The organism is Pseudarthrobacter raffinosi, assembly GCF_023913835.1.
Classification (GTDB): Bacteria; Actinomycetota; Actinomycetes; order Actinomycetales; family Micrococcaceae; genus Arthrobacter; species Arthrobacter raffinosi.
In genome coordinates this window covers 323223-348482 of sequence record NZ_JAMXBG010000002.1, presented here as the reverse complement: position 1 = coordinate 348482, position 25260 = coordinate 323223, and the positions used below count along the sequence as shown (strand labels likewise).

Here is a 25260-nt window from a genome sequence, read left to right as displayed (position 1 = left end):
AGCCCGCGGGTCCCCCACAAACGGGCCGCACTGGCAAAGCTGGCCTTGCTAGCTCCGGCGCTTGTTACCGGTGGTCCGGTAGACGTCGAACACGCCGTCGATGCGCCGCACGGCACTGAGAACGTGGCTGAGGTACTTGGGGTCGCCCATCTCGAAGGCGAACCTGGAGATGGCCACCCTGTCGGTGGAGGTGTTCACGCTTGCCGCCAGAATGTTGACGTGGTTCTCGGACAGCACACGCGTGACGTCGGAGAGCAGGGACTTCCGGTCCAGCGCCTCAACCTGGATCTCCACCAGGAAAACACTTGACTGGGTGGGTGCCCAGTCCACCTCGACAATCCTGTCGGGCTGGTCCCGGAGATCCGAAATGTTGGTGCAGTCCGTGCGGTGCACCGAAACACCGGAGCCGCGGGTGACAAAGCCGAGAATCGGGTCCGGCGGAACGGGCGTGCAACAGCGCGCGAGCTTCACCCAGACATCGCCAACGCCGCGCACCACCACGCCGGAATCGGAGAACTTGGTTTTGGCCACCTGCGTGGGGATGCTGACTTCAGTGATGTCGTCGTCAGTGCTCTCGTTGCCGCCCAGGCTTTGAACGAGTTTCTCCATGACCGACTGCGCTGACGTATGACCGTCGCCCACGCCGGCGTAGAGGCCCGAGATGTCAAGGTACTTGAACTCTGCGGCTACCGCCGCGAGGGCCTCGTGCGTCATCAGGCGCTGCAGGGGCAGGTTTTGCTTGCGCATGGCGCGGGTCAACAGTTCCTTGCCGCGGTCGATTGCTTCTTCGCGCCGTTCCTTGCTGAACCACTGGCGGATCTTGTTCCGGGCGCGGGCACTCTTGACGAAGTGTTGCCAGTCCTGGCTGGGCCCGGCACCTTCGGCCTTGGAGGTAAAGATCTCAACCCAGTCACCGTGGTTTAGCTCGCTGTTCAAGGGCACAAGCTTGCCGTTGACCCGCGCGCCGATGGTGCGGTGTCCCACTTCGGTGTGGACGGCGTAGGCAAAATCCACCGGAGTCGATCCGGCGGGCAGTGCCATGACCTCACCCTTGGGGGTAAAGACAAAGACTTCGCGGGCATTGATCTCAAACCGCAGCGAGTCCAGGAACTCCCCGGGATCGGACGTTTCCTGCTGCCAGTCCACCAGGGACCTCAGCCAGCCCATGTCACCGTCGCGGGGGCTGCCCGGCCCGACAGCCGTACGGCTGGGCTGATCCTTGTACTTCCAGTGGGCGGCCACACCGTACTCAGCACGGCGGTGCATTTCGTGGGTCCTGATCTGGATCTCCACGGGCTTGCCGCCGGGTCCGATCACCGTGGTGTGCAGCGACTGGTACATATTGAACTTGGGCATGGCGATGTAGTCTTTGAACCGCCCCGGCAGCGGGTTCCAGCGCGAATGCATAGTGCCCAGGGCGGCGTAACAGTCCCGGACCGAATCGACGAGTACACGGACGCCCATGAGGTCGTTGATGTCGTCGAAATCCTTGTCCCGGACGACCATCTTCTGGTAGATCGAGTAATAGTGCTTCGGCCTGCCGGTGATGGTGGCCTTGATCCGGGCAGTACGGAGATCCTCAGTGATCTGGTCCCGGATGACGCCGAGGCTTTTCTCCCGTTCCGGGGTGCGGTCGCCCACCATCCGGACGATTTCCTCATAGACCTTTGGATAGAGGGCCGCGAAGGACAGGTCCTCCAACTCCCATTTGATGGTGTTCATGCCCAGCCGGTGGGCCAGGGGCGCGAATATTTCCAGGGTTTCGCGGGCTTTTCGTGCCGATGACTCCGCGGAGACAAACCGCCAGGTCCTGGCGTTGTGGAGCCTGTCCGCGAGCTTGATCATCAGGACCCGGATGTCCTTGGCCATGGCCACAACCATCTTGCGGACGGTCTCGGACTGCGCGGCTTCACCAAAGCTGACTTTGTCCAGCTTGGTGACGCCGTCCACCAGCATGGCAACCTCGGGACCGAAGTCCCTTTTGAGGTCCGCCAGTGTGTAAGGGGTGTCCTCGACCGTGTCGTGCAGCAGTGCCGCGGCGAGTGTGGTTCCGCTGAGGCCCAGCTCAGCGAGGATGGTGGCTACGGCCACGGGGTGGGTGATGTAGGGATCACCGCTCTTGCGCTTCTGCCCACGGTGGCTCTGCTCAGCCACCTCGAAGGCGCGCTGGATGAGATCAAAATCTTCTTTTGGGTTGTTCGCACGGACGGTACGCAGCAGCGGCTCAAGAATGGGCGAATAGGTTGCCGTGCCGCGGCCGGTCAGCCGGGCCAGACGGGAGCGGGTACGTTCGCGGCGTCCGGGAAATGTAGGGCGGGCGCCCGATTTGTCCACGGGAACAACTGGCGCCGGGCGTGCGGAAGCGGTCAGTCCGGTCTGAACTCCGTGTCCCGGACTGTTATCCCCGCCTGCCGCTGGCACCGACGCCGAACGTTCTTCCAATGAAGCACCCCTCACGACTGTTTAATTACCCCAGTCTATTCCCCCGCCAGTTCACTTATGTAACCGGCGCCTGAATGCGAAACGGACCGGGCGACGTCGGTATTCCGACGCCGCCCGGCCCGCTTTGATGCAAAAGGTCAGGCCTCTGCGGGCTCAGCCGATTCTTCGGTCCGGGCGTTGTTGGCGGACCTGCGGTGTTCGACGCGTTTCGCCTGCTTCACCAGGTCAGGTTCGTTCTGGCGCAGCCAGGCATACATCGGGGCAGCGATGAATATCGTGGCCGCCGTACCGATCAGAATTCCGACGAACAGTGCCAGCGACAGGTCGCGCAGCGTGCCGGCCCCCAGCAGGCCGGCCCCGATGAACAGGATGGCACCGACCGGGAGAATGGCCACCATCATGGTGTTGATGGAACGCACCAGGGTCTGGTTGACGGCGAGGTTGACTTCCTCACCGAAAGTACGGCGCGTGGACGCATCGAGATCCGCGGTGTTCTCACGAATCTTGTCGAAGACCACCACCGTGTCATAGAGGGAGTAGCTGAGCACCGTCAGGAACCCAATGATGGCTGAGGGCGTCACCTCGAAGTCACTGAGGGCATACACGCCGGCGGTGATCATCATCGTCACCAGCATTCCAGCCATTGCAGACAGTGACATCTTCCAGGTCCGGAAGTACAGCGCCATCAGCACCGCGGCCAGGGCCACGAAGACGATCAGGCCAATCAGGGCCTGCTTGGTGACATCCGCACCCCAGGTGGGTCCGATAAAGGTTGATGTCACCTCGTTGTTAGTGACGCCGTAGGCCGAGGTGAGGCCTTCCTTGATCCGGAGAGTCTCGTCATCCGTGAGCTTGTCCGTCTGGATCCGCATGGTGGTACCGGCGACATTGGCGACACGCGGAACGCTGCCGGCCACAACGTCTTCGACAACTTTTTCACCAAGGGCCGAGTCGGTGCTTTGCACGTTGGAGACGGTGAACTCCGAACCGCCGCGGAATTCGATGCCAAGGTTGAAGCCACCCTTGGCAACCGGAATGAGGATGGACAGCGCCACCGCCACCGCCGCGATGATGAACCACAGTTTCTTGGCACCGACGAAGTTGTAGGAGCGCTTCCCGGTGTAGAGCTCGTTGCCGAAATTGGCGAAGCTGCTGGACATTACTTGTTCTCCTTGGCTGCGCTCTTGGAGGAGCCGGTGAGCTGCTCCTGCTTTTCCGCGAGGCGGCGTTCTGCGATGGTCATGCGTCGTTCAGCCTCGGCCGCCGCGCCGGTGTTCTTGGCGCGGACCACGGACGGCTTGGCCTCCGGCGTGCGCAGGCGCCCGGCGCCGCGGTAGAGCGGCACAACACCCAGCCGCTTGGGATCCAGGCCGGAGAGCCGGTGGCCCTCCCCGAAGAACTTGGTGCGCGCCAGGAGCTGCAGCGTCGGGTGCGTGAACATAAAGACCACGATGAGGTCGGCAATGGCCGTCAGACCCAGCGTGAAAGCGAACCCGCGGACGTTGCCGACGGCCACAAAGTAAAGCACCAGCGCGGCCAGCAGGTTCACGGCCTTGGAGGCCAGGACAGTGCGCTTGGCCCGCTTCCAGCCGTTCTCCACCGCGGAGACCAATCCACGGCCTTCGCGGAGTTCATCGCGGATGCGTTCAAAGTAGACGATGAACGAGTCAGCGGTCTGGCCGATGGCGACGATGAGGCCAGCCACGCCGGCCAGGGAAAGCCGGTAGTTTTCGGTCCAGCCCAGGAGGGCGATGGCCAGATAGGTCAGGGCGCCGGCCACCACCAGCGATGCAATGGTCACCAGGCCCAAGGCCCGGTACTGGAAGAGTGAGTAGACCACCACCAGGAGCAAACCGATGATGCCTGCAAGGAGGCCCATACGGAGCTGTTCGCCACCCAAGGTGGCGGAGATCTGCTGGTCGCTCTGGATCTCGAAGCTGATGGGCAGTGCACCAAAGCGAAGCTGGTCGGAAAGGACCTTGGCGGTCTGTTCGGTGAATCCGCCGGTGATCTGCGGACGTCCGTCGGTGATGACGGCCAAGGAGCGCGGCGCGGAAATGACCTGGTCGTCGAGAACGATGGCGAACTGAGCCTTGGGGTCGTTGCCGGTTTCGCCGCCGGCTGCCACATAGAACTGGTTCAGGCGTTCGGTGACCGACTTGAACTTGGCGGTGCCTTCGTCGTCGAACTGGATGTTGACGGCCCAGTCGTTGGTCACAGCGCCCTGCGCACCCTGCTGCAGCTGGAAGGAGGACGTGACAATGTTGCCGCCCTTGACCTCCACTGGACCCAGGATGTACTTGATGGCCGGCGTGGTCTCTGTTGCCGGTTCGCAGGTAACCAGGGGTTTAGTGGGATCGGAGGCTTCCGGGCTCTCCGGCGCAGGATTGTTGCAGTCCATGGTTTCGAACTGCCGGTAGATGTCCGCGGTGATCCAGTTGATATCGCTGCCGTTGGCGGGCTCCGCCGTGGGCTTCGGAAGCTGGTCTTCGGGGGTGAGGGATTCCGTTGGGACGGGCGCGCCGTCGCCGTTCAGCAATACGGGACGGAAGTTCATGTCCGCGGAGGCCTGGATCAGGTCGCGGGTTTCCTTCGTGGGTGTACCCGGAAGGCTGACCACTACGTTGCGGCCTGACTGCGTGCTGATTTCCGCTTCGGCAACACCTGAACCATCCACACGTTGGCGGATGATGGCCACGGCCTGGTTGAGCTGCTCTTCATTGATGTCCGAACCGCCCTCAACCTTGGGCGCCAGGATCATCTGGGTGCCACCCTCGAGGTCCAGTGCCAGTTTGGGTGCCCAGCTTGCCTGTCCGGCAAGGGTGCCGCCGGCCAGGACGGCGGTCAGCACGGCGAGGACTACGCCGAGCCACACCAGTACCCTCAGGCCTGAGTTGTTAGGGCCAGTTCGTGCCATTGTGAATCTTTCTCTTATTTACGGAGGAACCACCGGCGGGAGCTATCAGTCCCACCGGCGGTTGTCCCCAGCCGTAGAGGTGTTGTAACGCGGGCTGCCGTGCGGCGAGGACTAGCTGTCCTTCTTGCCCTCGTCGTTGTGTCGCTTCAGGGTCTCGTCCGGGGTTTCGGCGGATGCCGTCGGGGTGCCCGCTTCTTCAGTGGTCAGGGCTGAGGCGTCATCCGGGACGACCGGAGTCTCGGCTTCGACAGGCTCCACGATCTTGGTCACTGACTGGCGGTGGACGGTGGCCAGGTTCCCGGGCGAGAGTTCCAGGACAACCTTGTTCTCGGCGTCGTCCATGGAGACAATCCGGCCGAAGAGTCCGAAGCTTGTCATGACCTCAACACCGGGCTCGAACTGGGACTGCAGCGTTGCCTGCTGCTCCTTGGTCTTCTTGTTGCGGCGGAACATCATGAAGATAAAGATTCCGAGCATTGCGAACAAGACGATGTTCATTGGATCCACAGGGAAGATTCCGTTCTGTACTGGCGTATCGGGTGTTTGGCAGCGTCCGCGTCGTTCCCCATTGCAGAGAATCCTGCCTGGCAGGCAGCGGCTCCTCGGAGCCGTCGCGGGAACACAGACCCGAACGTGCCGGGAGTCATACCAGTCTAAAGGGAAAAGCTGGGAGGACAGTGCTATTGGCCGTTCGGTGCCCATTCGGCCGCGGACTCGGCGCTTTCCGGGTCCGGTTCGAACAGATCAAGCGGTTCCTGCCCGAAAACTCCTGCCGGTACGGCGAAACCCAAGTGGGTCCAGGCCGGAGCCATGGCGATGCGTCCCCTGGGCGTCCGGCCCAGCAGGCCTTCGCGCACCAGGAACGGTTCCGCCACCGTTTCCACGGTCTCGGTCTCCTCCCCCACCGCAATGGCCAGGGTGGAAAGTCCCACGGGTCCCCCGCCGAACTTCGTAATGAGTGCCTCCAGGACTGCCCGGTCCAGCCGGTCCAGGCCTCGCTTATCCACTTCATACATGTCCAGGGCAGCGGAAGCGGCGCGGGCATCAATCTGCTCAATCCCATGCACGAGTGCCCAGTCCCGGACCCGGCGGAGCAGGCGGTTGGCGATACGTGGCGTACCGCGGGACCGGCCGGCAATTTCGCTGAAGCCCGCAGAGTTGACCTTGAGGTCCAGCAGGCCGGCGGAGCGCCTGAGCACCAGTTCGAGCTCGGCAACGCTGTAGAACTCCAAATGCCCGGTGAACCCGAACCTGTCCCGAAGCGGGCCGGGCAGCAGACCGGCGCGCGTGGTGGCACCCACCAGGGTGAAGGGCGGCAGGTCCAACGGAATGGCGGTGGCCCCGGCGCCCTTGCCCACCACAATGTCCACACGGAAATCTTCCATGGCCATGTAGAGCATTTCCTCTGCCGGCCTGGACATCCGGTGGATCTCGTCCAGGAAGAGGACCTCCCCTTCGGAAAGGGAGGAAAGGATGGCGGCGAGGTCGCCGGCGTGCTGGATGGCCGGACCGCTGCTGATCCGCAGTGGCGCGTTCATTTCAGCGGCCACGATCATGGCCAGGGTTGTTTTGCCGAGGCCCGGAGGGCCGGAAAACAGCACGTGGTCCGCGCTGCGCCCCCGCATCCGGGAGGCCTGCAGGACCAGCGAGAGTTGCCTGCGGACCCGGTGCTGGCCGACGAAGTCATCGAGGTTCTTCGGCCGGAGGGCGGCTTCAATCGCCCGTTCCTCGGGTTCCTCCCCAGCCGCCACCACAGAAGGCTCAGCCACGGCTGCCTACGCGGTTACCGGCCCGCGCGCCGTCCTGGCCCAGCCAGCGCAGCGTGGTCCGCAGGATCTCGGCCACATTGCCACGGAATTCCACCTCGGGATCGTCTGCAAGGGCCTTCTCGATGCTGGCACCGGCATCCTTTTCCGACCACCCGAGGCTGGTCATGGCCGCCACCACCTGGGGCTTCCAGGCCGCTTCGGCCGGAGTGGACACGCCGGCGGCACCTGCCGTTCCGTGGGGCACCAGCTTGCCGGCCAGTTCCAGCACAATCCGGCCGGCCACTTTGGGGCCGATGCCGGGCACCGTGGTGAACGTCTTGCTGTCACTCGTGTGCGCGGCAACCCTGATCGCTTCAGGCTCGTGCACGGCGAGCACCGCCAGCGCGAGCCGCGGACCTACGCCGCTGACGCTGAGCAGGACATCGAAGACCTCGCGTTCGTCGTCGGTGGCAAAACCGAACAGGGTGAGGGAATCCTCGCGCACGATCAGCGACGTGAAGAGCTTGCCTTCCTCGCCGGTGCGGAGGCGGCTGAGGGTCTGCGGTGTAGCGTTGACGCTCATGCCCGCCCCGTTGAGGTCGATCACGGCAGCGGAAAGGCCAACGTGCGCTACGGTTCCGCGAAGGAAACTGATCAAAGCCGGGCTCCTGGTGTACTGCCGGGCTCTTGGGGGTAGGACCGGCTATCCGAACATATCTACGAATACCCTAGCAAGCGCCCCGGACATTCAGCGTGCGCGGCGCGCTTTCACCTCGGCATCGGCCCACGCGCGCTGGGCAGGCGTCAGCGACAGGCTGCCGGGGCCGGTGGTGGCCATCGCGGCTCCGCTGCCCGCGCGCCAGGCGTGGGTGATGGCAAGGGCCAGGGCATCTGCAGCGTCCGCCGGCCGCGGCGGCGCGTCCAGCCTGAGGATTTTTGTGACGAGTTTGGTCACGGCTTCCTTGTTGGAGGTACCGCTGCCGGTCACCGCTGCTTTCACTTCCGACGGCGTATGCAGAGCCACCGGGATGCCGCGCCGGGCCGCGGCGGCAATCACCACACCGGAGGCCTGTGCCACGCCCATTACCGTGCTGACGTTGAGCTGGGAAAAAACGCGTTCGACGGCGAGCACCTGGGGTTCGTAGCGGTCCAGCCACTCGTCGATGGCCAAGGCAATAACCAGCAGGCGCTGGTCCAGGGTCTCCTCGGGAGAGGTACCCACCACTCCGACTGCCACCATTGTGGCGCGCCTGTTCCGCTCGACGTCCACCACGCCGATGCCGCACCGGGTGAGGCCCGGGTCAACGCCTAATACGCGCAGGGTCACCCTGGGACATCCGCCTTAGGCCACAAAGCCGAAGGTCACTCGGCTTCCAGGGCGGCCTGGACTTCGTCGCTGAGGTCGGCGTTGCTGTACACGTTCTGGACGTCGTCGAGCTCTTCCAGGGCGTCCACGAGCTTCATGAACTTCTTGGCGGCATCGAGGTCCAGCGGCACCTGCATGGACGGCACAAACTCGGCCTCGTCGGTCTCGTATTCGATTCCGGCTTCCTTGAGGGCATCGCGGATGGCCTGGAGGTCGGTCGGCTCGGAGTGGATCTCGAAGCTTTCCCCGTTGTCCTTGACTTCCTCGGCTCCGGCGTCGAGGACGGCCATCAGGACGTCGTCCTCGCTCAGGCCGTTCTTCGGCAGCGAGACAACGCCCTTGCGGCTGAACAGGTAGCTCACCGAACCGGGATCGGCGATGGTGCCGCCGTTGCGGGAGATGGCCAGGCGGACCTCGGAGGCGGCTCGGTTCTTGTTGTCCGTGAGGCACTCGATCAGCAGCGCCGAACCCTGCGGGCCGCGGCATTCGTACATGATCTCGGTGTAGTCAACCACTTCGCCGGTGAGGCCGGCGCCACGCTTGATGGCACGGTCGATATTGTCGGCCGGAACGGAGGTCTTCTTGGCCTTGGTGACGGCGAGTTCCAGGCCCGGGTTGCCGGCGAGGTCCGGTCCGCCCATACGCGCGGCGACTTCGATGTTCTTGATCAGTTTGGCGAACGATTTTGCACGGCGGCTATCGAGGATGGCCTTCTTGTGCTTGGTAGTCGCCCATTTGGAGTGTCCTGACATGCTTTACGCGTCTCCTCTGATCATGCGGATAAAAAGTTCATGTACGCGTTTCTCCCCAGTCACTTCCGGGTGGAAGGAGGTGGCCAGCAGGTGGCCGGAACGCACTGCAACAATTCTAGCTGTCCCCGGCAGAGTCGCCGCGTGGGACGCGAGCTCAGGGTCTGCGGGCTCCACCTGTGCCAGTATCTCCACGCCGTCGCCGACGCGTTCCACCCAGGGTCCGCGGATGAACACCGCGTGCACCGGAGCGACACCGGATTCCGTGGCGCTGAAGTCCAGGCCCTTGAAATCCAGGTCCGTTTCGAATGACTCGCGCTGGCGGCCGAAGGCGTTGCGCCGCACTGTGATGTCCAGGCCGCCGAAGGTCTGCTGCGGGTTGCCGGCCAGGTCTGTGGCCGGATCGGCGATCTCGTCGGCGAGGAGGATCATGCCGGCGCAGGAACCGTAGACCGGCAGTCCGTCGCGGATCCGGTCCTTCAACGGTCCGGCCAGCTCAAAGGCGCGGGCCAGCTTGTCGATGGCCGTGGATTCTCCGCCGGGAATGATGAGGCCGTCCAGGCCGTCCAGTTCGGAGGGGCGGCGGATTCCGACGCCGGCGGCACCCGCAGCTTCCACGGCCCGGAGGTGTTCGCGGAAGTCGCCCTGAAGTGCCAGGACGCCGATCCGGAGGCCCGAGCCCACGCGTGCAGAAGCAGCCGAAAGGGGGTTTGTCATCCAATCAGCATAATGTGCGCTGGTCCCGGGGCGGCGCCGGATGCGCTTCCGGGAAGGGTTCTATGCCGTTGCTGGGATATATTACAGAGCATGCTTTACATCAGTGTTCCGCTCGGCAAGCTGGTCCGCCGGGTGTCCCGGCTCAGGGGCGGAGGGTCCGCGCTGCCCGGGCTGGTGGTCGAAAAAATCGATCCCGGCTTTATGCAGCGGACACTCTCCACGATCCCCCACGGCGTCGCCGTGGTGAGCGGAACCAACGGCAAAACCACTACCACCAAGATGGTGGTGGAACTCCTGGAAAGCCAGGGCCTGAAGGTCTTCACCAACCGCACCGGCAGCAATTTCACCCGCGGCGTGGCGGCGGCCCTGCTGGGCGAAGTGGACTGGCGCGGCAGGCTCCGGGCCGACGTCGCCGTGCTGGAGCTCGACGAAGCCCACGCCACGCATTTTGTGAACCGTGTTCCGCCGCGGTACAGCCTGCTGCTCAACGTCCTGCGTGACCAATTGGACCGGTTCGGCGAGATCGACAAAACGGCCCAGCTGCTGCAGCACATCGCCGACAAAACCACCGGAACCGTGGTCCTCAACCGGGAGGATCCGCGGGTGGCCCGCATCGCGGAAACCCTCACCGGCCAGGACGTCCAGTACTTCGGCCTGGACGATTCGCTCCTTAGCACGTTCCCCAACGACGACGACATGCGGGCAGCGCCCGGCAGCCCCGCCCCCGCAGCGCTCCCCCACAAGCCAGCCGCCGACGTCGTACTCCGCAAAGTGGGGCCGGACACCGCCGATTTTGAGTACGACGGCGCCACGGTCACCACCGCGATGAAGCTCCGCGGCGTCTACAACATCTTTAACGCGGCTGCGGCGCTGACCCTGGCCCGCAGCATCTGTGGCGGCGGTGCCGCCACAGCCGACCACGCCACCCTGCTCACCGCGCTGTCCCAGGTGGAGCCGGCGTTCGGCCGCGGCGAAAGCCTCACGGTGGACGGCCAGCCCCTGGACCTCGTCCTGGTGAAGAACCCCAGCGGTTTCCGGCTGGGACTGAAGTCCTTCCCCGCGGGCGGTTACGCCACCATGATCGCCATCAACGACAACTACGCCGACGGCCGGGACATGTCCTGGCTCTGGGACGTGGAATTCGATTCGCTCCGCGACGGCGGCGTGGACCAGCTGACAGGTTCCCGCGCCTACGACATGGCGCTGCGGCTGCAGTATGACGACGTCCGGATTTGCGGGGTCCAGCCGGAGATCGCGCCCGCACTCGCCGCGTTCATCCGGGACGCCAAGGGCAAACCGAAGCGGATCTTCTGCACCTACACAGCCATGCTGGCCATCCGCCGCGAGCTGTCCAAAATCACCACAGTGGAGGTGGTCTCATGACCGCTGAATCAACCGGCATCGGGCCGGACGGCGTCGAACAGAATTCCAAGGGGACCATCCGGGTCCTGCAGCTCTACCCGCGGGACATGAACATCTACGGCGACTGGGGCAACGCCCTGGTGCTCAAGCAGCGGATCAGCTGGCACGGCTTCACCCCGGATCTGTTGGAGTACAACGTCGGCGACGAGTTTCCGGCCGACGTTGACCTGATTGTCGGGGGCGGCGGCCAGGACAGCGGACAGCTGGTCATCAAGGACGACCTGCAGTCGCAGGCCGGCGTCCTCACGAAGCTGGCCGAGGACGGCGCACCCATGCTGGTGATCTGCGGGCTGTACCAGCTGTTCGGGCGCTTCTTCAAGACCCGCTTAGGCTCGGTCATACCGGGCATCGGTGTCCTGGACGTGGAGACACACGGCACGGACGAGCGCCTGATCGGCAACGTCCGGGTGGCCACCGAAGAGTTCGGCGAGGTGCTGGGATACGAGAACCACAGCGGGCAGACCACGCTGGGTGCGGGCGTCCGGCCGTTGGGGACCACCGCGAAAGGTACCGGCAACAACAGCAGCGACGGCCACGAGGGCGCGCGCTACAAGAATGTGGTGGCCAGCTACCTGCACGGTTCGCTGCTGCCCAAGAACCCTGCCATCGCCGACTTCCTCATAAGGACCGCCGCCGAGCGTAAATACGGCACCTTCACGGCCGGCGCCCCGGACGACCGCTACGCGGTGCTGGCCCGGGAGCACGCAACGCGCCGTCCGCGCTGAGTAGCGCTGCGCGGACGATTTCCCCGTCGAACCGTCTCAGGGATCCTTGGTGATCAGCAGTTCGTGCGCGCCGGCAGCAGCCGCGCCCATCGAGTCCACCACCGTGGCGGTCCTCACCCTGGTGGCGGCGTCGGCCTCGGGAGTTGCACAGACGCCTTGCGGTGCATCGGTTGCCACCGAGCACCAGCGGTACGGGTCGCGGACAATCACCGAGGGGGCCCAGGTCAGGTCCGACGCCGTCCACTTCCCGGCTGCGTCCTGGCTGAACTGTGCCCGCACGAGCAGGCCCTCGTTGTTCACTACGTACCAGGGCGACAGTTCGGCGACTCCGTTGCCCAGGCCGTAGACGATCCAGGTTCCCTTGTAGTTTTCGATGGGCAGCACCGAGTGGGTGTGGTGGCCGTAGATCATGGTGAACTGGCCGCTGTCCACCAGGGCGTGGGCCACCTCCTGCTGCTGAGCGTTGGCTTCACTGGCATACTCGTCGCCGGCGTGCATGGCACCGAGCACGATGTCCGCGCCGAGAGCCCGCGCCTTCACGGCCTTGGCGATCATGGTGGGCGCGTCCAGCATGTCCACCTGCCAGTCGTATTCAGGGTATTGGCCGTTGAGCCCGTAGGTTCCCTGGATGATGGCAATCTTGGCGGCGTTGGTCTGCAGGATCAGGATTCCCTGCGACTCGGTCTGGGTGCGGTAGGAACCGGTGTGCTTCAGCCCCTCCGCATCCAGGGCGTCCAGGGTACGCAGTACTCCGTCCGTGCTCCGGTCGATCGTGTGGTTGCTCGCGGTGGTGCAGGCCTGGTACCCCACCGCCTTAACGGCTGTGATGATCTGCGGCGGGACGTTGAATGACGGGTACGCGGAGAACGGGCCATCGGGCCCGGCCACGGGCGTTTCCTGGTGGCAGATAGCGAGGTCGCTGGCGTGGATGTACTTTCGTTGGCCTTCGAGGAGCGGGGTGAAGTCCAGCCCTGGTTTGTCTGCTGCGGCGGCATCGTCGCGGGCCTGTTGCCAGAGTTGGGTGTGGACCAGCATGTCGCCGGTCACGACGACGGACGTGCACCGCAGCGTGGGGCAGGCCGGCCCCGCGCCGGGGGTGGGAGTGGGCGTCGGGGTGGGGGTCGCCGTCGGGCTTGGCTGCCTTGTCCCGGCGCCGGTACTCGCAGCTGCACCGGAGGAAGGAGCGGTCTGTTCGGCGACCAGGCCGCATCCTGCCAGCAGGGCAGCGGCCAGGGCGCCGGCGGACACCGCAGCAGCGGAACGAACAGCAACAGCGCGCACCGAAGCAGCGCCCAACCTTTTCCCCATAAGCGTCATTGTAGGTCTGGCCGCCGCGCAAATTCGGCAAAGCCGCGCGTTGAGAAGCATGCGCCAGTGTGAAAGGTTAGCGTGATGACGAATCCCCTCCTCAGCGCCAGCGCGCTGCCCTATGGGCTGCCGCCTTTTGCCCGGATCAAACCAACCGATTACGCCGAAGCCATCGACGCTGGCCTGACGGAACATCTGGTGGAAATCCTGGCGATCGTGGACAACCCGGCGCCGGCGGACTTCGAGAACACGGCCCTGGCCATGGAGAAGTCCGGCCAACTGCTCCAGCGGGCGGCCGACTCCTTCTTCACCCTTGCCTCAGCCGACGCAACAGACGAAATCCGTGACCTGGAAACCGAACTCTCACCCCGCATTTCGGCGCATCAGGACGAAATCTACCTCAACCGGGCACTGTTCGACAGGTTCGCGGCGATTGACACCTCCGGGCAGGACGGTGAGTCCGTCCGGCTCGTGGAGGAGTACGTGAAGGAATTCCGCCAGTCCGGGATCCAGCTCGAAAAGCCGGACCAGGAACGGCTGAAGGAAATCAACGCGGAGCTGTCCAAACTGGGCACGGAGTTTGGCCAGCGGGTCAAGGAGGCCATGAAATCTTCTGCCTTGCTGCTGGACACGGCAGCCGAATTGGCCGGCTTGCCGGCGGACGATGTCGCCAGCGCTGCTGAGGCGGCCCGCGCCGTTGGCCACGACGGAAAATTCCTGCTGACGCTGATCCAGCCCAGCAACCAGCCTGCCCTGGCTGCCCTCGAAAACCGGGACATCCGCCGTCGGCTGTTTGAAGCTTCCATCGGCCGGGGCAGTGATGGCGGCAGCCTGGACGTCCTGGAACTGGCCAGGTCGACGGCACGCCTGCGCGCTGAAAAGGCAGCCCTTCTGGGTTTCGCCAACTATGCCGAACTCGTGGTGGACCGCCAGACGGCCCGCGACTTTGACGCGGTCCAGTCCATGCTGACCAGGCTGGCCCCGGCGGCTGTGCGCAATGCCGACGCCGAGGCTGCGGCCCTGACCGAGGCGGCAGGGCATCCGCTGGAGGCCTGGGACTGGGCGTTTTACTCAGCCAAGGTGCGGCGGGAAAAATACGCCGTGGACGAGCAGGCACTCCGCCCCTATTTCGAGCTGGAACGCGTGCTCCGGGACGGCGTCTTCTTCGCCGCCACATCCCTCTACGGCATCACGTTCCACGAACGCAAGGACCTCGCAGGCTACCACCCGGATGTCCGCGTCTGGGAAGTCCGGGACCAGGACGGCAGCGGACTGGGAGTGTTCCTGGGCGACTACTACACCCGCGAATCCAAGCGGGGCGGCGCCTGGATGAACTCGCTGGTGGACCAGTCGGGCCTGCTGGGCACCCGGCCCGTGGTGATCAACAACCTCAACATCTCCAAGCCGCCGGCAGGCGAGCCCACACTCCTGACGCTGGACGAGCTACGCACCACTTTCCACGAGTTCGGACACGCACTCCACGGCTTGTTGTCGAACGTGACGTATCCGCGGTTCGCCGGGACTGCTGTCCCCCGTGACTTTGTGGAATACCCGTCGCAGGTCAACGAGATGTGGATCCTGTGGCCGGAGGTGCTTGCCCATTATGCCCGGCACCACGCCACCGGCGAACCGCTTCCGCAGCAGGTGGTGGACAAGCTGAACGACTCACGGCTCTGGGGCGAAGGCTTCGGGACCACGGAATACCTCGGTGCCGCGCTGCTGGACCTGGCCTGGCATGTGCTGGACGAAACCGAAATCCCCGACGACGTCCTGGCGTTTGAGGCGAAGTCCCTCGCGGCCGTGGGCGTGGCTCATGCCCTGATCCCGCCGCGTTATCGCACCGGCTATTTCCAGCACATCTTCGCCGGGGCTGGCTATGCGGCCGGCTATTACTCGTACATCTGGAGTGAGGCGCTGGATGCCGAAACCGTGGACTGGTTCACCGAGAACGGCGGCATAACGCGCACCAACGGTGAACGCTTCCGCCAGGAGCTGCTCTCCCGCGGCAACAGCAGGGACCCGCTGGAATCCTTCCGCGCGCTTCGCGGCCGGGACGCCCGGCTGGAGCCCCTGCTGAAACGCCGCGGCCTCGACTAACCCCCTCATCGGTTGCTCCGTAACAGCCGTTTTGAGGGCCCATAACGGCGGTTACGGAGCAATCGATGGGGTTTCGACAGGCTCAACCACCGACGACGGCGGCGGCCCACCTTCGAAAAGTGACCCGCCGCCGTCGTACTGCTTTGGAGCTGTTACCAGCCGCGCTCGGAGAGGCGGTGCGGCTGCGGGATCTCGTCGACGTTGATGCCCACCATGGCCTCGCCGAGGCCGCGGGAGGCCTTGGCAATGACGTCGGGGTCATCGAAGAACGTGGTGGCCTTGACCACGGCAGCGGCACGCTGGGCCGGGTTGCCGGACTTGAAGATGCCCGAACCGACGAACACGCCGTCAGCGCCGAGCTGCATCATCATCGCAGCGTCGGCTGGGGTGGCGATGCCGCCCGCGGTGAACAGCACCACCGGGAGCTTACCGGCCGCGGCAACTTCCTTGACCAGTTCGTACGGGGCCTGCAGTTCCTTGGCCGCGACGTAGAGCTCGTCCTCGGGCAGAGCGGCAAGCTTGGCGATCTCGGCGCGGATCTGGCGCATGTGCCCGGTGGCGTTGGAGACGTCGCCGGTGCCGGCCTCACCCTTGGAACGGATCATGGCCGCGCCCTCGTTGATGCGGCGCAGCGCCTCACCAAGGTTCGTGGCGCCACAGACGAAGGGAACCTTGAAGTTCCACTTGTCGATGTGGTGGACGTAGTCGGCCGGGGTCAGGACCTCGGACTCGTCAATGTAGTCCACGCCCAACGACTGCAGGACCTGGGCCTCCACGAAGTGGCCGATCCGGGCCTTGGCCATGACCGGGACGGACACGGCTGCGATGATCGCCTCGATCATGTCCGGGTCCGACATCCGGGACACGCCGCCCTGGGCACGGATATCGGCCGGAACGCGTTCGAGCGCCATCACTGCAACGGCACCGGCGTCTTCGGCGATGCGGGCCTGTTCAACGTTGACGACGTCCATGATGACGCCGCCCTTGAGCATCTCGGCCATGCCCCGCTTGACGCGGTTGCTGCCCGTGACGCTGTTCGCGGACGAACCGGCTTCGCTGCTTACATCAGGTGTAGACACAAAAACCCCTATGGGTAGATAGATGATCTTCGCCGGGCGTGAGGGCGGCAAGAAACCGAAAGTACACGCACCGGGTTGCCGGATCCATTGACCGGGCAGTCACAATACTAGTCCCACGGCAGGCGGCGGGCTTAATCAGGCTTAATCCGAAGCTGCGGACTCCGCAAAGGCCTGGCGGTGGACGGTGGCTACGCGCTGGATGATCGTGATGAGGCTGGCCAAGGCCAGGAGTCCAAGCGTCACCAGAAGAACCACCGGGGGCAATCCCAGGCCGGTAAATCCGGTGACCACGAGCACCGAAACCAGTCTCTCGGCGCGCTCGGCGATGCCCACATTCGCCGTGAAGCCAAGGGATTCGGCCTTGGACCGCGCATACGAGACCACCATGCCCAAAACGAGGCACAGCATGGCGGCGACGGCGATGGCGTAATCGTCGCCCCCGGTGAAGAACCAGATGGCCACACCCGCGAACAGCGCGCCGTCGGCGATCCTGTCCAGGGTGGAGTCCAGGAAGTTTCCCCAGCGGCCGCCAGTGTCCCGCAGCCGGGCCATAATGCCGTCAAGCACGTCCGAGAAAATGAACGCGGTAATGAACAGGGTCCCCCACCAGAGCTGGCCGAGGGGGTAGAAGACCAACGCACCCACCACCACGCCGGCGGTTCCGATGACCGTCACAGCATCAGGGGAAACACCGATTTTCAGGAGCCAGCGCGCAAGCGGAGTGAAAAGCGCGGTGAAAAACCCGCGCGCATGCCTATTCAGCATCCGTCTCCCCGGGCCAGGCCTCTGCAACCTGCTGGCGGACTTCATCCAGGGTCTGGGTGATGGCCTTGGTCTGGGCAATGATGGGGAAGAAGTTGCCGTCCCCGCCCCAGCGCGGCACGATGTGCTGGTGCAGGTGCGCGGCGATTCCTGCCCCGCCAACTACGCCCTGGTTCATGCCGAGGTTGAACCCGCCCGGGTTCGCCACCTTGCGCAGGACCCGCATGGCCGTCTGGGTGATCTCCGCAAATTCCGCGGTCTCTTCCACCGTGAGGTCCGTGTAGTCCGGGACATGCCGGTACGGGCAGACCAGGAGGTGCCCCGGATTGTAGGGAAACAGGTTGAGGACCACGTAACTGGTCTTCCCCCGGTAGACGATCAGGGCTTCCTCGTCAGTCCGGCCCGGACCCACGCAGAAGGGACAGTCGAACTCGCCCTTGAACTGGTGCTGGCCGCCCTTGATGTAGGCCATCCGGTGCGGAGTCCACAGGCGCTGGAAAGCATCCGGCACGCCCGCGAGCTCAAAGTCATCTGTCACGCCGGCATCCCCTGGATAGCCTGCGCCTGTGTTCTCCTGCACCGTGTTCTTATCCGTTTCCGCTAGCTGGTCCGGTTACGGACGGCTTCCGTGATCCGCTTGACGGCCTCGGCCACCGGCACGCCGTTGTCCTGGCTCCCGTCACGGAAACGGAAGGACACCGCGCCCGCCTCGGCGTCGTCGCCGCCGGCGATCAGGACAAACGGGATCTTGTCCTTGCTGGCGGTGCGGATCTTCTTGGGGAACCTGTCCGAGGACGTATCCACCTCTGCGCGGATGCCCGCCGCCTTGAGCTGGTCAACGACGTCGAACATGTATTCGTTGAACGTTTCGGCCACCGGGATGCCCACCACCTGCACGGGGGAAAGCCACGCGGGGAACGCGCCGGCGTAGTGCTCGGTGAGGACACCCATGAACCGCTCGATGGAACCGAAGAGCGCACGGTGGATCATCACAGGACGCTGGCGCGTGCCGTCAGCTGCCTGGAATTCCAGCTCGAAGCGTTCCGGGAGGTTGAAGTCCAGCTGGATGGTGGACATCTGCCAGGTTCGCCCGAGTGCATCCTTGGTCTGGACGGAGATCTTCGGGCCGTAGAAGGCCGCGCCGCCCGGATCCGCGACGAGTTCCAGGCCGGATTCCTCGGCCACTTCGGCGAGTGTCCGGGTAGCTTCTTCCCAGGCTGCGTCTTCGCCGACGTACTTCTCCGGGTCCTTGGTGGACAGCTCCAGGTAGAAGTCGTTCAGGCCGTAGTCCTTCAGCAGGTCGAGCACGAACTTCAGGGTCTTGGTGAGTTCGTCCTTCATCTGCTCGCGGGTGCAGTAGATGTGGGCGTCGTCCTGTGTCATGCCACGGACCCGGGTCAGGCCGTGTACCACGCCGGACTTTTCGTACCGGTAGACCGAACCGAACTCGAAGAGACGCAGGGGCAGTTCGCGGTAGGACCGTCCACGCGAGCGGAAGATCAGATTGTGCATGGGGCAGTTCATCGGCTTCAGGTAGTAGTCCTGGCCGGGCTTGCGCACGGTGCCGTCCTCGTTGAGTTCCGCGTCCACATGCATGGCCGGGAACATGCCCTCCTTGTACCAGTCCAGGTGGCCCGAGACTTCGTACAGGTGACCCTTGGTGATGTGGGGCGTGTAGACGAACTCGTAGCCGGCGTCGACGTGGCGCTGGCGGGAGTAGTCCTCCATCTCCTTGCGGATAATGCCGCCCTTGGGGTGGAACACGGGCAGGCCGGAGCCCAGCTCGTCAGGGAAGGAGAACAGGTCAAGTTCGACGCCGAGCTTGCGGTGGTCGCGCCGCTCAGCCTCGGCGATGCGCTCCTGGTAGGCCTTGAGCGCTTCCTTGGTGGGCCAGGCGGTGCCGTAGATGCGCTGCAGCTGCTGGTTCTTCTGGTTGCCCAGCCAGTACGCGGAGGAGGATCGGGTCAGGGCGAAGGCGTTGGAGATGAGCTTGGTGTTGGGCAGGTGCGGGCCGCGGCAGAGGTCGCACCAGACCGTGGTGCCCTCTTTGCGCTCGACATTGTTGTAGATGGTGATGTCGCCGGCGCCGACCTCGACGTTGACGCCCTCGCCGGCTTCGGCGGCGTTGTTCTTCTTCCCCAGGAGTTCGAGCTTGTAGGGCTCGTTCTTCATGGCCTCGCGGGCCTCGTCCTCGCTGACCACGCGGCGGACGAACTTCTGGTTCTGGTTGACGATCTTGAGCATCATCTTCTCGAGGGTCTTGAGGTCCTCGGGGGTGAACGGTTCTGCGACGTCGAAGTCGAAGTAGAAGCCGTCGGTGATGTACGGGCCGATGCCCAGCTTGGCGTCCGGGCGCAGCTGCTGCACGGCCTGGGCCATGACGTGGGCGGTGGAGTGGCGGAGTACGTCCAGTCCGTCCGGGGAATCGATGGTGACGCCCTCGATCTCGGCGCCCTCGGGCAGCTCCTGGTCCAGGTCCTTCAGCTCGCCGTTGACGCGGGCAACAACAACATCGCGGCGCTCAAAGAAGAGTTCCGCACCGGTTGTCCCGGTAGTCACCTTGGTCTCTTCGCCATCGACGATGAGGGTGATCTGCTGGGCATCTGACACGGGTGTCTCCTATTCAAAGTTTTAGGCTTCATAGCTTGCGGCGTACGGGGACCACAGCCAGCCATCGTCAATGCTATCGGGTTCCCGGGAGGCCGACCAACGGGACCGCGGCCGCTCAGCCGCCCATTCCGGTAATCGCCAGGCTTCGGCTGATCCCGTCCAAAGGATGCGGCACATCGGTGCTCTCCACCCGATCCGCCGCGAACGGCAGGGATTCCACCCGGCTCAGGTCCCAGGCCATGCTGGCGCTCAGGCTGATTCCCCGGGGACCTGTCCGCCGGGTGGTGCCCCGGATCAGCAGCAGCCTGGTGCCGAACAGCAGCAGCCCCGCCTGTTCCTGGGCTTCATGGAAAAACACGGAGTCGACGCAGCCGGTGCCATCGTCGATGCTGATGAACACCACCCGCCGGCCGCCACGCATGGGCGGTGTCTGGGTGGCGATGCGCACCCCGGCCACCAGCACCTCGGTGCCGTTGCGCAGGCTCAACAGTTTGTCTGCAGTGGTGACCCCCAGCCGGTCCAGCATGGGCCGGTGGCTGTCCATCAGGTGCCCGCTGACATCAATGGCCATCAGGTCCAGTTCTGCCCGGACGTTTTCCACCAGGGTGGGCGCGGGAAGCCCGGGCTTGACGTTCCGCAGCTCCACATCCCCCAGCGGCAGGGACAGCTGCCCGTCCATGATGTCGAGGCCCTTCCGGGTACCGCCCGCGGCCTGGAGCTGTTGCAGGTGCTGGACGAGGTCTGCGCGGTTGGCGGCGCCTCCCGATTCACGGTGCAGGGAGTCAAAGGCACCCAGCTGGGCGAGCCTTTTGATGCTTGGCTTGCTCAGCCTGGACCGGGCACGGAGGTCAGCCAGGGAGTCGTAGGGCTGGCCGGCGACAATCCGCTTGAGCTCGGTCCCGGACAGGCCATAGATGCCGTTAAGGCTCAGCCTGATCCCCAGCTTGCCGGCGTCCGGCCCGTCCGTCACCCGTTCCACCCGGTACTCGGCCTGGCTGCGGTTGATGTCCAGCGGCAGGATGGGGATGCCCAGCCTGCGGGCCTCGGCCACCAGCAGCCGTTTGGGGTACATTCCGGGATCGTGTTCCCACAGCCCGGCTAGGAAAGCCTCGGGGTGGTGCGTCTTGAGCCAGGCGGACTGGTAGGTGGGAACGGCAAATGCCGCACCGTGCGCCTTGCAGAAGCCGAAACTGCCAAAGGCTTTCAGGGTCCCCCAGACCTTGTCCACCACTTCCGGGGAGTACCCCTTGACCCGGGCCTCCTTGCGGAAGAACTCTTCCACTTTCAGCTCGTGGACCTCGTTGCCGAGCGCCCGGCGGAACTCATCCGCGCGTGCCAGGCCGCAGCCGGTCATCACGTGGAAGGTTTTCAGGATCTGTTCATGGAAGACAGTGACGCCATGGGTTTCCTGCAGCACGGGTTTCAGGTCCGGGTGCGGGTACACCTCCGGCGCGAAGCCGTGCCGGTGCTCCAGGAAAGGCCGCACCATGTCCGATTTCATGGGGCCTGGCCGGAACAGCGAAATGTCGATGATGAGGTCATTGAACTCACGCGGCGCCAGCTTGCCGATCAGTTCACGCTGGCCGGGTGACTCGATCTGGAAGCAGCCCAGGGTGTGGGTGCTGCGGATCAGTTCGTAGGTTGGTTCATCATCCAGCGGCACGGCGTTGAGGTCGATGTGGCCGTTCTCGGCGATGTAGTCCGGCCCGGTCCCGTCAGGACCTGCAGGGTGGGCCCCTGCCGCCACCACTTCCGCTTTGGAAGGATGGATCCGGATGACTTCCCGGACGGCAAACGCCATCGCGCTCTGCATCCTGACCCCCAGGACATCAAGCTTGAGCATGCCCATGGGATCCATGTCGTGTTTATCGAACTGGCTCATGGGCAGCCCCAGCCCGCTGGGCTGCACAGGGGTCCGGTCAAGCAGCGTGGCATCGCCCAGGATCACCCCGCAGGGATGCATGGAGATATGACGGGGCAGCCGGTCCAGCCGTTCCGTGAGGTCCACCAGCAGGTCAAGCTGCTGGTTTTCGGCGAAGTCCCGTTGTTCCACCCGCCCGGCGAACTCCCGCAGCTCAGGTTTCTCAACCAGTGCCTCACGGAATTTCCGGGCCGAAAAACGCCACAGCTGCTTGGCTATCTCACCGACGTCGTCATCGTCCATCCCCAGGGCCATCCCGGCGTCGCGGACGGCACCGCGTGCGCGGTACCCGTTCTGCATGCTCATCAGCGTGACGCGCTCGGAACCGAATCGGTCAAAGATCCGCCGGTACACGTTGTGCCGTTCGGCGCTTTCGACGTCGATGTCGATGTCCGGCAACGTGGCCCGGTCCCGGGACAGGAAACGTTCGAAGATCAGGTCGTGTTGCAGGGGGTCCACCTGGCTGACATCAATCAGGTAGTTGACCAGGCTGGAGGCCCCGGAACCGCGGGCGGCTGCCCTGACCCCCATGTCCATGATCATCCGGGAGACCTCCGCGACCGTGAGGAAATAGGAGGAAAACCCGAGGTTCCTGATGATTCCCAGCTCGTGCTCCAGCCGCGAGCGCATGTCCTTGTGGGCTGAGCCTGATATTCCGGGGAACCGCCTGCTGATCCCGGCCTCACAGCGCTGCACCAGTTCATCGTGCGGGTCCCGGCTGATGCCTATGACCGATGCCTCGGGGACCACCGGCTGCTTCCAGCCCATGTCAGTCACCGGGTCAATCCGGCAGAAGTCGGCGAGCGCCTCGGTCTGCGCCATCAGCTGTTTGAGGTCCGCTGCGCCATACCCTGCGGCGCGGATGATTTCCTTGCCGAGCTGAAGCATCTGCGCTGAGGATTTGAGCCAGGCCTGCCCGTTGGGCTGGAGCAGCGGTTCGGCCGCGAGCTCGGGGAGGGACTTCAGCGTCCGGGCGGAGTCGAGCACGTCAGCTGTGGCGGCGCCGTCCTCTGCGCAGTAGCGGACAGCGTTGGTGAGCACGGCGGGTACGTGGTGTTCTTCCGCGAGTTTGAGCATTCGTACTGCGTGGGCGGTGCTCAGGGGCGCTCCGGGGGCAGTGAGCTGGGAAACGACTTCCGCCACCAGGGTTCTTGGGGGCATGGCGTCCAGCCAGCTTTTGAAAAGGGTGCGCGGACGGAGGTAGCGCCGGCCGCTCATGGCCCGTCCAACGTCGGAATCCGGGCCGATCAGGACCGTCAGGACCGGTTTCAGGGTTTTGGGGTCGAGCGTGCGGGAGGCGAGTTCGGCGCGGGTGACCGCCACGGGCACCGCTCCCCCGGCTTTGCCGGAGGTGCGGGCATGGGCATCGGACACCAGCCGGCACAGTGCGCGGTAGCCCGCCCCGTTGTTATGGCCGCGGGCGAGCACCACCACCCTGCCGGCGAGCTGGGTGCGGTGGTCGCCGTCGTCGTCGAAAACCGCAAGGTCCACCCCCACGATGGGGTCGATGCCGGCTTCCATGCAGGCTTTGAGGTGTTTGATGGTGCCGTAGAGGCCGTCCCTGTCCGTGCAGGCGAGCGCGGTTGCGCCGTCCGCGGCGGCAACCTGGGCCAGTTCGTCGGGCCAGGCAACGCCATAGTGTGCACTGAAGGCCGTGGAAACGTGAAGGTGGGAGAAGCTCATGCTGTTTGTGGCCGGAGGGCGTCGTGGATCCGCAGGAGCCTCCAGCGGCCGCTGCCGGTATGCCGGCTCAGGTCCAGGGTGAGCGGCTCTCCTGCATCCCGGGGGCCGGCACCCCGCGGGTCCGCCTGCACTTGGACGCGCCAGATTTCGTGGTCCACCAGCCCCGGCCCGCTGCCGAGCGGCGCACGGCGTTCCTCGGCCCACCACTGCCGGCGTTCATACCACCGGACGGGCTCGGCGCACACCGTGTAGTGCCGTCCGGCCCACTGGAGGTTCAGCGGCTGGCCGGCGGGGGTGCAGACAACGTCCACGGACTCGCTGAACATACCCATGGGCGCCTCCCGGAACTGAACGGAGCTGATGCAAAATGCTGATGCAAAAGCAAGGTATTCGAATACATGTTCGAATACCTTGAGTCTACGACGACGCTCCGACAAAACCTAGACAGGGGTGGACGGACGGGCAGCAGGGAGGCAGGATTGTGGCATGAGCACCAATGACGCACTCCTCAAGCACGTAAGCATCAAGGCCCAGGACGAAAAGCTCGTGGCAACCTTTGATATCGACGGCAACATACCGGGGGCAGGTGCGTACGTAGTGGGACTGGTGGCGGCGAGCCCTGATTACTCATCGCAAAGACGCTTGGGCATTGAGTTCATGAACGGGGAGGCCATTGCCTTCTACTCGTTCAGCCATGACCAGAGCGCCGAGGAAAACTATGATCTTGGCGGCGTGACGCACTCGGGCAGCACCATCACCGGCAACTTCCCCGTCGCGGCCGTCCATGGCCTGGGCAAGGGCCACATCATGTCGGCCTTCAGCGAGGCTGACGGCCGGGAGTTCCAGTCGGGCGTCGCCGTCGACGAAGCGCTCTAAGTCGACGAAACGCTCTAGGGAACACCGCGGCAGGTGCTGCCGGAACTGTGTCCGGACAGCACCCGGCGCGTCGTCAGCTGCTTTCTTTGTGGACCTTCATTTCGAGTTCAATGAACCCCGAGATCATGGCCCGGTACGTTGATTCCACGATGTCCGGGTCAATGTCCTTCTTTTCCGCGGCGGCCCGGACATGCTCGATCACCCGTTCCACCCGGCCGGGGGCGCGGACTTCAGCGTCGTCCCCTTTCAGGGTTCCGGCGATCCGGATCAGGCGTTCACGCCGCGCAATGAGGGTGACAATCTGCTCGTCAACTTCGTCGACCGCAATCCGAACCGCAGCGAGCTGTTCTTTGTCGGCCAAAGCGTCCCTATCGTTTCCTTGAATTGTTGCCATCAACTGAGAGTATCGAAGCATGCAGCCCAGAGTCGACTTCATCTCACTAGGCGTTCGCAGTGTTGACGCCTCCCGCCGGTTCTACGCGGAGGGCCTCGGCTGGCCTGTCCACCGCGAGTTTCCCGGCGATGTGGTGTTCATCCAGGTCAACCACGGCCTCATCCTTTCCCTGTGGGACGCCGCGCAGATGCACGCCGAGGCGGGGGTAGGTGCCCCCGGCCCGGTCCCCTGCATCACGCTCAGCCACAACCTGCCCAGCACCGAGGCGGTGGACCGGGTCATGGCGGAAGCGGCATCGGCCGGGGCAACTATCGTCGCCGCGCCGGTCACCCAGCCCTGGGGCGGGTACAGCGGCTATTTCGCCGATCCGGACGGCTTCCGCTGGGAAGTTGCCTACAACCCCACGTGGACAGTGGACGACGCCGGCAAGGTCACCGTTTAGGG

22 protein-coding genes are annotated in these 25260 nt (G+C 64.7%); 5 read left to right on the top strand and 17 right to left on the bottom strand.

Annotated elements, in window-relative coordinates; translation table 11 throughout:
* Window positions 1-48: 48 nt before the first annotated feature.
* The 9 genes from NG697_RS03455 to pdxT form a co-directional block, all read right to left on the bottom strand.
* Window positions 49-2442, bottom strand: a complete 2394-nt coding sequence (locus NG697_RS03455) for a RelA/SpoT family protein (protein ID WP_305884330.1) — start codon at window positions 2440-2442, stop codon at window positions 49-51.
* A 137-nt stretch (window positions 2443-2579) separates the two neighbouring features.
* Window positions 2580-3602: a protein translocase subunit SecF gene (secF, locus tag NG697_RS03450; protein WP_252599455.1), complete on the bottom strand. Its 1023-nt coding sequence runs from the start codon at window positions 3600-3602 to the stop codon at window positions 2580-2582.
* Window positions 3602-5359 carry a protein translocase subunit SecD gene (gene secD, locus NG697_RS03445; protein WP_058932341.1) on the bottom strand — a complete coding sequence of 586 codons (1758 nt, stop codon included), beginning with the start codon at window positions 5357-5359 and terminating at the stop codon, window positions 3602-3604. Before secD ends, secF begins: the two co-directional genes overlap by 1 nt.
* Window positions 5360-5470: 111 nt before the next feature.
* Complete coding sequence (gene yajC / locus NG697_RS03440; RefSeq protein ID WP_252599457.1) at window positions 5471-5857, bottom strand: preprotein translocase subunit YajC; 387 nt, start codon at window positions 5855-5857, stop codon at window positions 5471-5473.
* Between the two features lie 182 nt (window positions 5858-6039).
* Window positions 6040-7128 (bottom strand): Holliday junction branch migration DNA helicase RuvB, encoded by a 1089-nt coding sequence (ruvB, locus tag NG697_RS03435; protein ID WP_252613626.1) that lies wholly within the window; start codon window positions 7126-7128, stop codon window positions 6040-6042.
* A complete protein-coding gene (gene ruvA, locus NG697_RS03430) occupies window positions 7121-7765 on the bottom strand; it encodes a Holliday junction branch migration protein RuvA (protein WP_141140748.1) in 645 nt (214 codons plus the stop codon). The genes ruvB and ruvA overlap by 8 nt, the downstream gene beginning before the upstream one ends.
* Window positions 7766-7855: 90 nt before the next feature.
* Window positions 7856-8434 carry a crossover junction endodeoxyribonuclease RuvC gene (gene ruvC, locus NG697_RS03425; protein WP_252613625.1) on the bottom strand — a complete coding sequence of 193 codons (579 nt, stop codon included), beginning with the start codon at window positions 8432-8434 and terminating at the stop codon, window positions 7856-7858.
* Window positions 8435-8469: 35 nt separating this feature from the next.
* The gene (locus NG697_RS03420; protein WP_058932337.1) at window positions 8470-9225 is read right to left on the bottom strand and encodes a YebC/PmpR family DNA-binding transcriptional regulator; all 756 of its coding nucleotides are present in this window, start codon (window positions 9223-9225) and stop codon (window positions 8470-8472) included.
* Window positions 9226-9228: 3 nt separating this feature from the next.
* Window positions 9229-9939, bottom strand: a complete 711-nt coding sequence (pdxT, locus tag NG697_RS03415; RefSeq protein ID WP_252609590.1) for a pyridoxal 5'-phosphate synthase glutaminase subunit PdxT — start codon at window positions 9937-9939, stop codon at window positions 9229-9231.
* A gap of 90 nt (window positions 9940-10029) precedes the next feature.
* Between pdxT and NG697_RS03410 the strand changes: the two genes are divergently transcribed.
* Together NG697_RS03410 and NG697_RS03405 are read left to right on the top strand one after the other, a co-directional pair.
* Complete coding sequence (locus NG697_RS03410; protein ID WP_252609589.1) at window positions 10030-11322, top strand: Mur ligase family protein; 1293 nt, start codon at window positions 10030-10032, stop codon at window positions 11320-11322.
* Window positions 11319-12086 (top strand): type 1 glutamine amidotransferase, encoded by a 768-nt coding sequence (locus tag NG697_RS03405; protein ID WP_252609588.1) that lies wholly within the window; start codon window positions 11319-11321, stop codon window positions 12084-12086. Before NG697_RS03410 ends, NG697_RS03405 begins: the two co-directional genes overlap by 4 nt.
* A 36-nt stretch (window positions 12087-12122) precedes the next feature.
* On the opposite strand, the gene NG697_RS03400 is transcribed toward NG697_RS03405, so the two are convergent.
* Entirely contained in the window at window positions 12123-13394 is a 1272-nt protein-coding gene (locus NG697_RS03400; RefSeq protein ID WP_252609587.1) for a CapA family protein, read from the bottom strand.
* Window positions 13395-13478: 84 nt separating this feature from the next.
* Between NG697_RS03400 and NG697_RS03395 the strand changes: the two genes are divergently transcribed.
* Window positions 13479-15491: a M3 family metallopeptidase gene (locus NG697_RS03395; protein WP_252613624.1), complete on the top strand. Its 2013-nt coding sequence runs from the start codon at window positions 13479-13481 to the stop codon at window positions 15489-15491.
* 152 nt (window positions 15492-15643) lie between these two features.
* Here NG697_RS03395 and pdxS read toward each other — a convergent pair whose 3' ends face one another.
* The 6 genes from pdxS to NG697_RS03365 all read right to left on the bottom strand — a co-directional run bounded on the left by pdxS (window position 15644) and on the right by NG697_RS03365 (window position 23878).
* Window positions 15644-16570, bottom strand: coding sequence for a pyridoxal 5'-phosphate synthase lyase subunit PdxS (pdxS, locus tag NG697_RS03390; protein WP_308216167.1), 927 nt, complete (start codon window positions 16568-16570; stop codon window positions 15644-15646).
* Window positions 16571-16711: 141 nt separating this feature from the next.
* Window positions 16712-17335 (bottom strand): phosphatidylinositol phosphate synthase, encoded by a 624-nt coding sequence (pgsA, locus tag NG697_RS03385; RefSeq protein WP_058932331.1) that lies wholly within the window; start codon window positions 17333-17335, stop codon window positions 16712-16714.
* Window positions 17325-17912, bottom strand: a complete 588-nt coding sequence (locus NG697_RS03380; protein ID WP_252599464.1) for an HIT family protein — start codon at window positions 17910-17912, stop codon at window positions 17325-17327. The genes pgsA and NG697_RS03380 overlap by 11 nt, the downstream gene beginning before the upstream one ends.
* Window positions 17913-17932: 20 nt before the next feature.
* Window positions 17933-19942, bottom strand: coding sequence for a threonine--tRNA ligase (gene thrS, locus NG697_RS03375; protein ID WP_252599465.1), 2010 nt, complete (start codon window positions 19940-19942; stop codon window positions 17933-17935).
* A 115-nt stretch (window positions 19943-20057) separates the two neighbouring features.
* Window positions 20058-23546, bottom strand: coding sequence for a DNA polymerase III subunit alpha (locus tag NG697_RS03370; protein WP_252599466.1), 3489 nt, complete (start codon window positions 23544-23546; stop codon window positions 20058-20060).
* Window positions 23543-23878: a DUF6504 family protein gene (locus NG697_RS03365; protein ID WP_104060764.1), complete on the bottom strand. Its 336-nt coding sequence runs from the start codon at window positions 23876-23878 to the stop codon at window positions 23543-23545. The genes NG697_RS03370 and NG697_RS03365 overlap by 4 nt, the downstream gene beginning before the upstream one ends.
* 154 nt (window positions 23879-24032) lie before the next feature.
* On the opposite strand from NG697_RS03365, the gene NG697_RS03360 reads away from it, so the two are divergent.
* Complete coding sequence (locus tag NG697_RS03360; protein ID WP_056340376.1) at window positions 24033-24422, top strand: hypothetical protein; 390 nt, start codon at window positions 24033-24035, stop codon at window positions 24420-24422.
* Window positions 24423-24495: 73 nt separating this feature from the next.
* On the opposite strand, the gene NG697_RS03355 is transcribed toward NG697_RS03360, so the two are convergent.
* Complete coding sequence (locus NG697_RS03355; RefSeq protein ID WP_104060765.1) at window positions 24496-24816, bottom strand: chorismate mutase; 321 nt, start codon at window positions 24814-24816, stop codon at window positions 24496-24498.
* 19 nt (window positions 24817-24835) lie between these two features.
* Between NG697_RS03355 and NG697_RS03350 the strand changes: the two genes are divergently transcribed.
* Window positions 24836-25258: a VOC family protein gene (locus NG697_RS03350; RefSeq protein WP_104060766.1), complete on the top strand. Its 423-nt coding sequence runs from the start codon at window positions 24836-24838 to the stop codon at window positions 25256-25258.
* The last annotated feature ends 2 nt before the right edge of the window (window positions 25259-25260 follow it).

Excerpts from the sequence above, each read along its gene's own strand:
- NG697_RS03400 (WP_252609587.1), bottom strand. The coding sequence starts at position 13,394 with ATGGGGAAAAGGTTGGGCGCTGCTTCGGTGCGCGCTGTTGCTGTTCGT.
- secD (WP_058932341.1), bottom strand. The coding sequence starts at position 5,359 with ATGGCACGAACTGGCCCTAACAACTCAGGCCTGAGGGTACTGGTGTGG.
- NG697_RS03395 (WP_252613624.1), top strand. The coding sequence starts at position 13,479 with ATGACGAATCCCCTCCTCAGCGCCAGCGCGCTGCCCTATGGGCTGCCG.
- NG697_RS03405 (WP_252609588.1), top strand. The coding sequence starts at position 11,319 with ATGACCGCTGAATCAACCGGCATCGGGCCGGACGGCGTCGAACAGAAT.
- NG697_RS03420 (WP_058932337.1), bottom strand. The coding sequence starts at position 9,225 with ATGTCAGGACACTCCAAATGGGCGACTACCAAGCACAAGAAGGCCATC.
- NG697_RS03410 (WP_252609589.1), top strand. The coding sequence starts at position 10,030 with ATGCTTTACATCAGTGTTCCGCTCGGCAAGCTGGTCCGCCGGGTGTCC.
- NG697_RS03365 (WP_104060764.1), bottom strand. The coding sequence starts at position 23,878 with ATGGGTATGTTCAGCGAGTCCGTGGACGTTGTCTGCACCCCCGCCGGC.
- NG697_RS03370 (WP_252599466.1), bottom strand. The coding sequence starts at position 23,546 with ATGAGCTTCTCCCACCTTCACGTTTCCACGGCCTTCAGTGCACACTAT.
- NG697_RS03355 (WP_104060765.1), bottom strand. The coding sequence starts at position 24,816 with ATGGCAACAATTCAAGGAAACGATAGGGACGCTTTGGCCGACAAAGAA.
- NG697_RS03360 (WP_056340376.1), top strand. The coding sequence starts at position 24,033 with ATGAGCACCAATGACGCACTCCTCAAGCACGTAAGCATCAAGGCCCAG.
- pdxT (WP_252609590.1), bottom strand. The coding sequence starts at position 9,939 with ATGACAAACCCCCTTTCGGCTGCTTCTGCACGCGTGGGCTCGGGCCTC.
- secF (WP_252599455.1), bottom strand. The coding sequence starts at position 3,602 with ATGTCCAGCAGCTTCGCCAATTTCGGCAACGAGCTCTACACCGGGAAG.
- yajC (WP_252599457.1), bottom strand. The coding sequence starts at position 5,857 with ATGAACATCGTCTTGTTCGCAATGCTCGGAATCTTTATCTTCATGATG.
- NG697_RS03350 (WP_104060766.1), top strand. The coding sequence starts at position 24,836 with ATGCAGCCCAGAGTCGACTTCATCTCACTAGGCGTTCGCAGTGTTGAC.
- pgsA (WP_058932331.1), bottom strand. The coding sequence starts at position 17,335 with ATGCTGAATAGGCATGCGCGCGGGTTTTTCACCGCGCTTTTCACTCCG.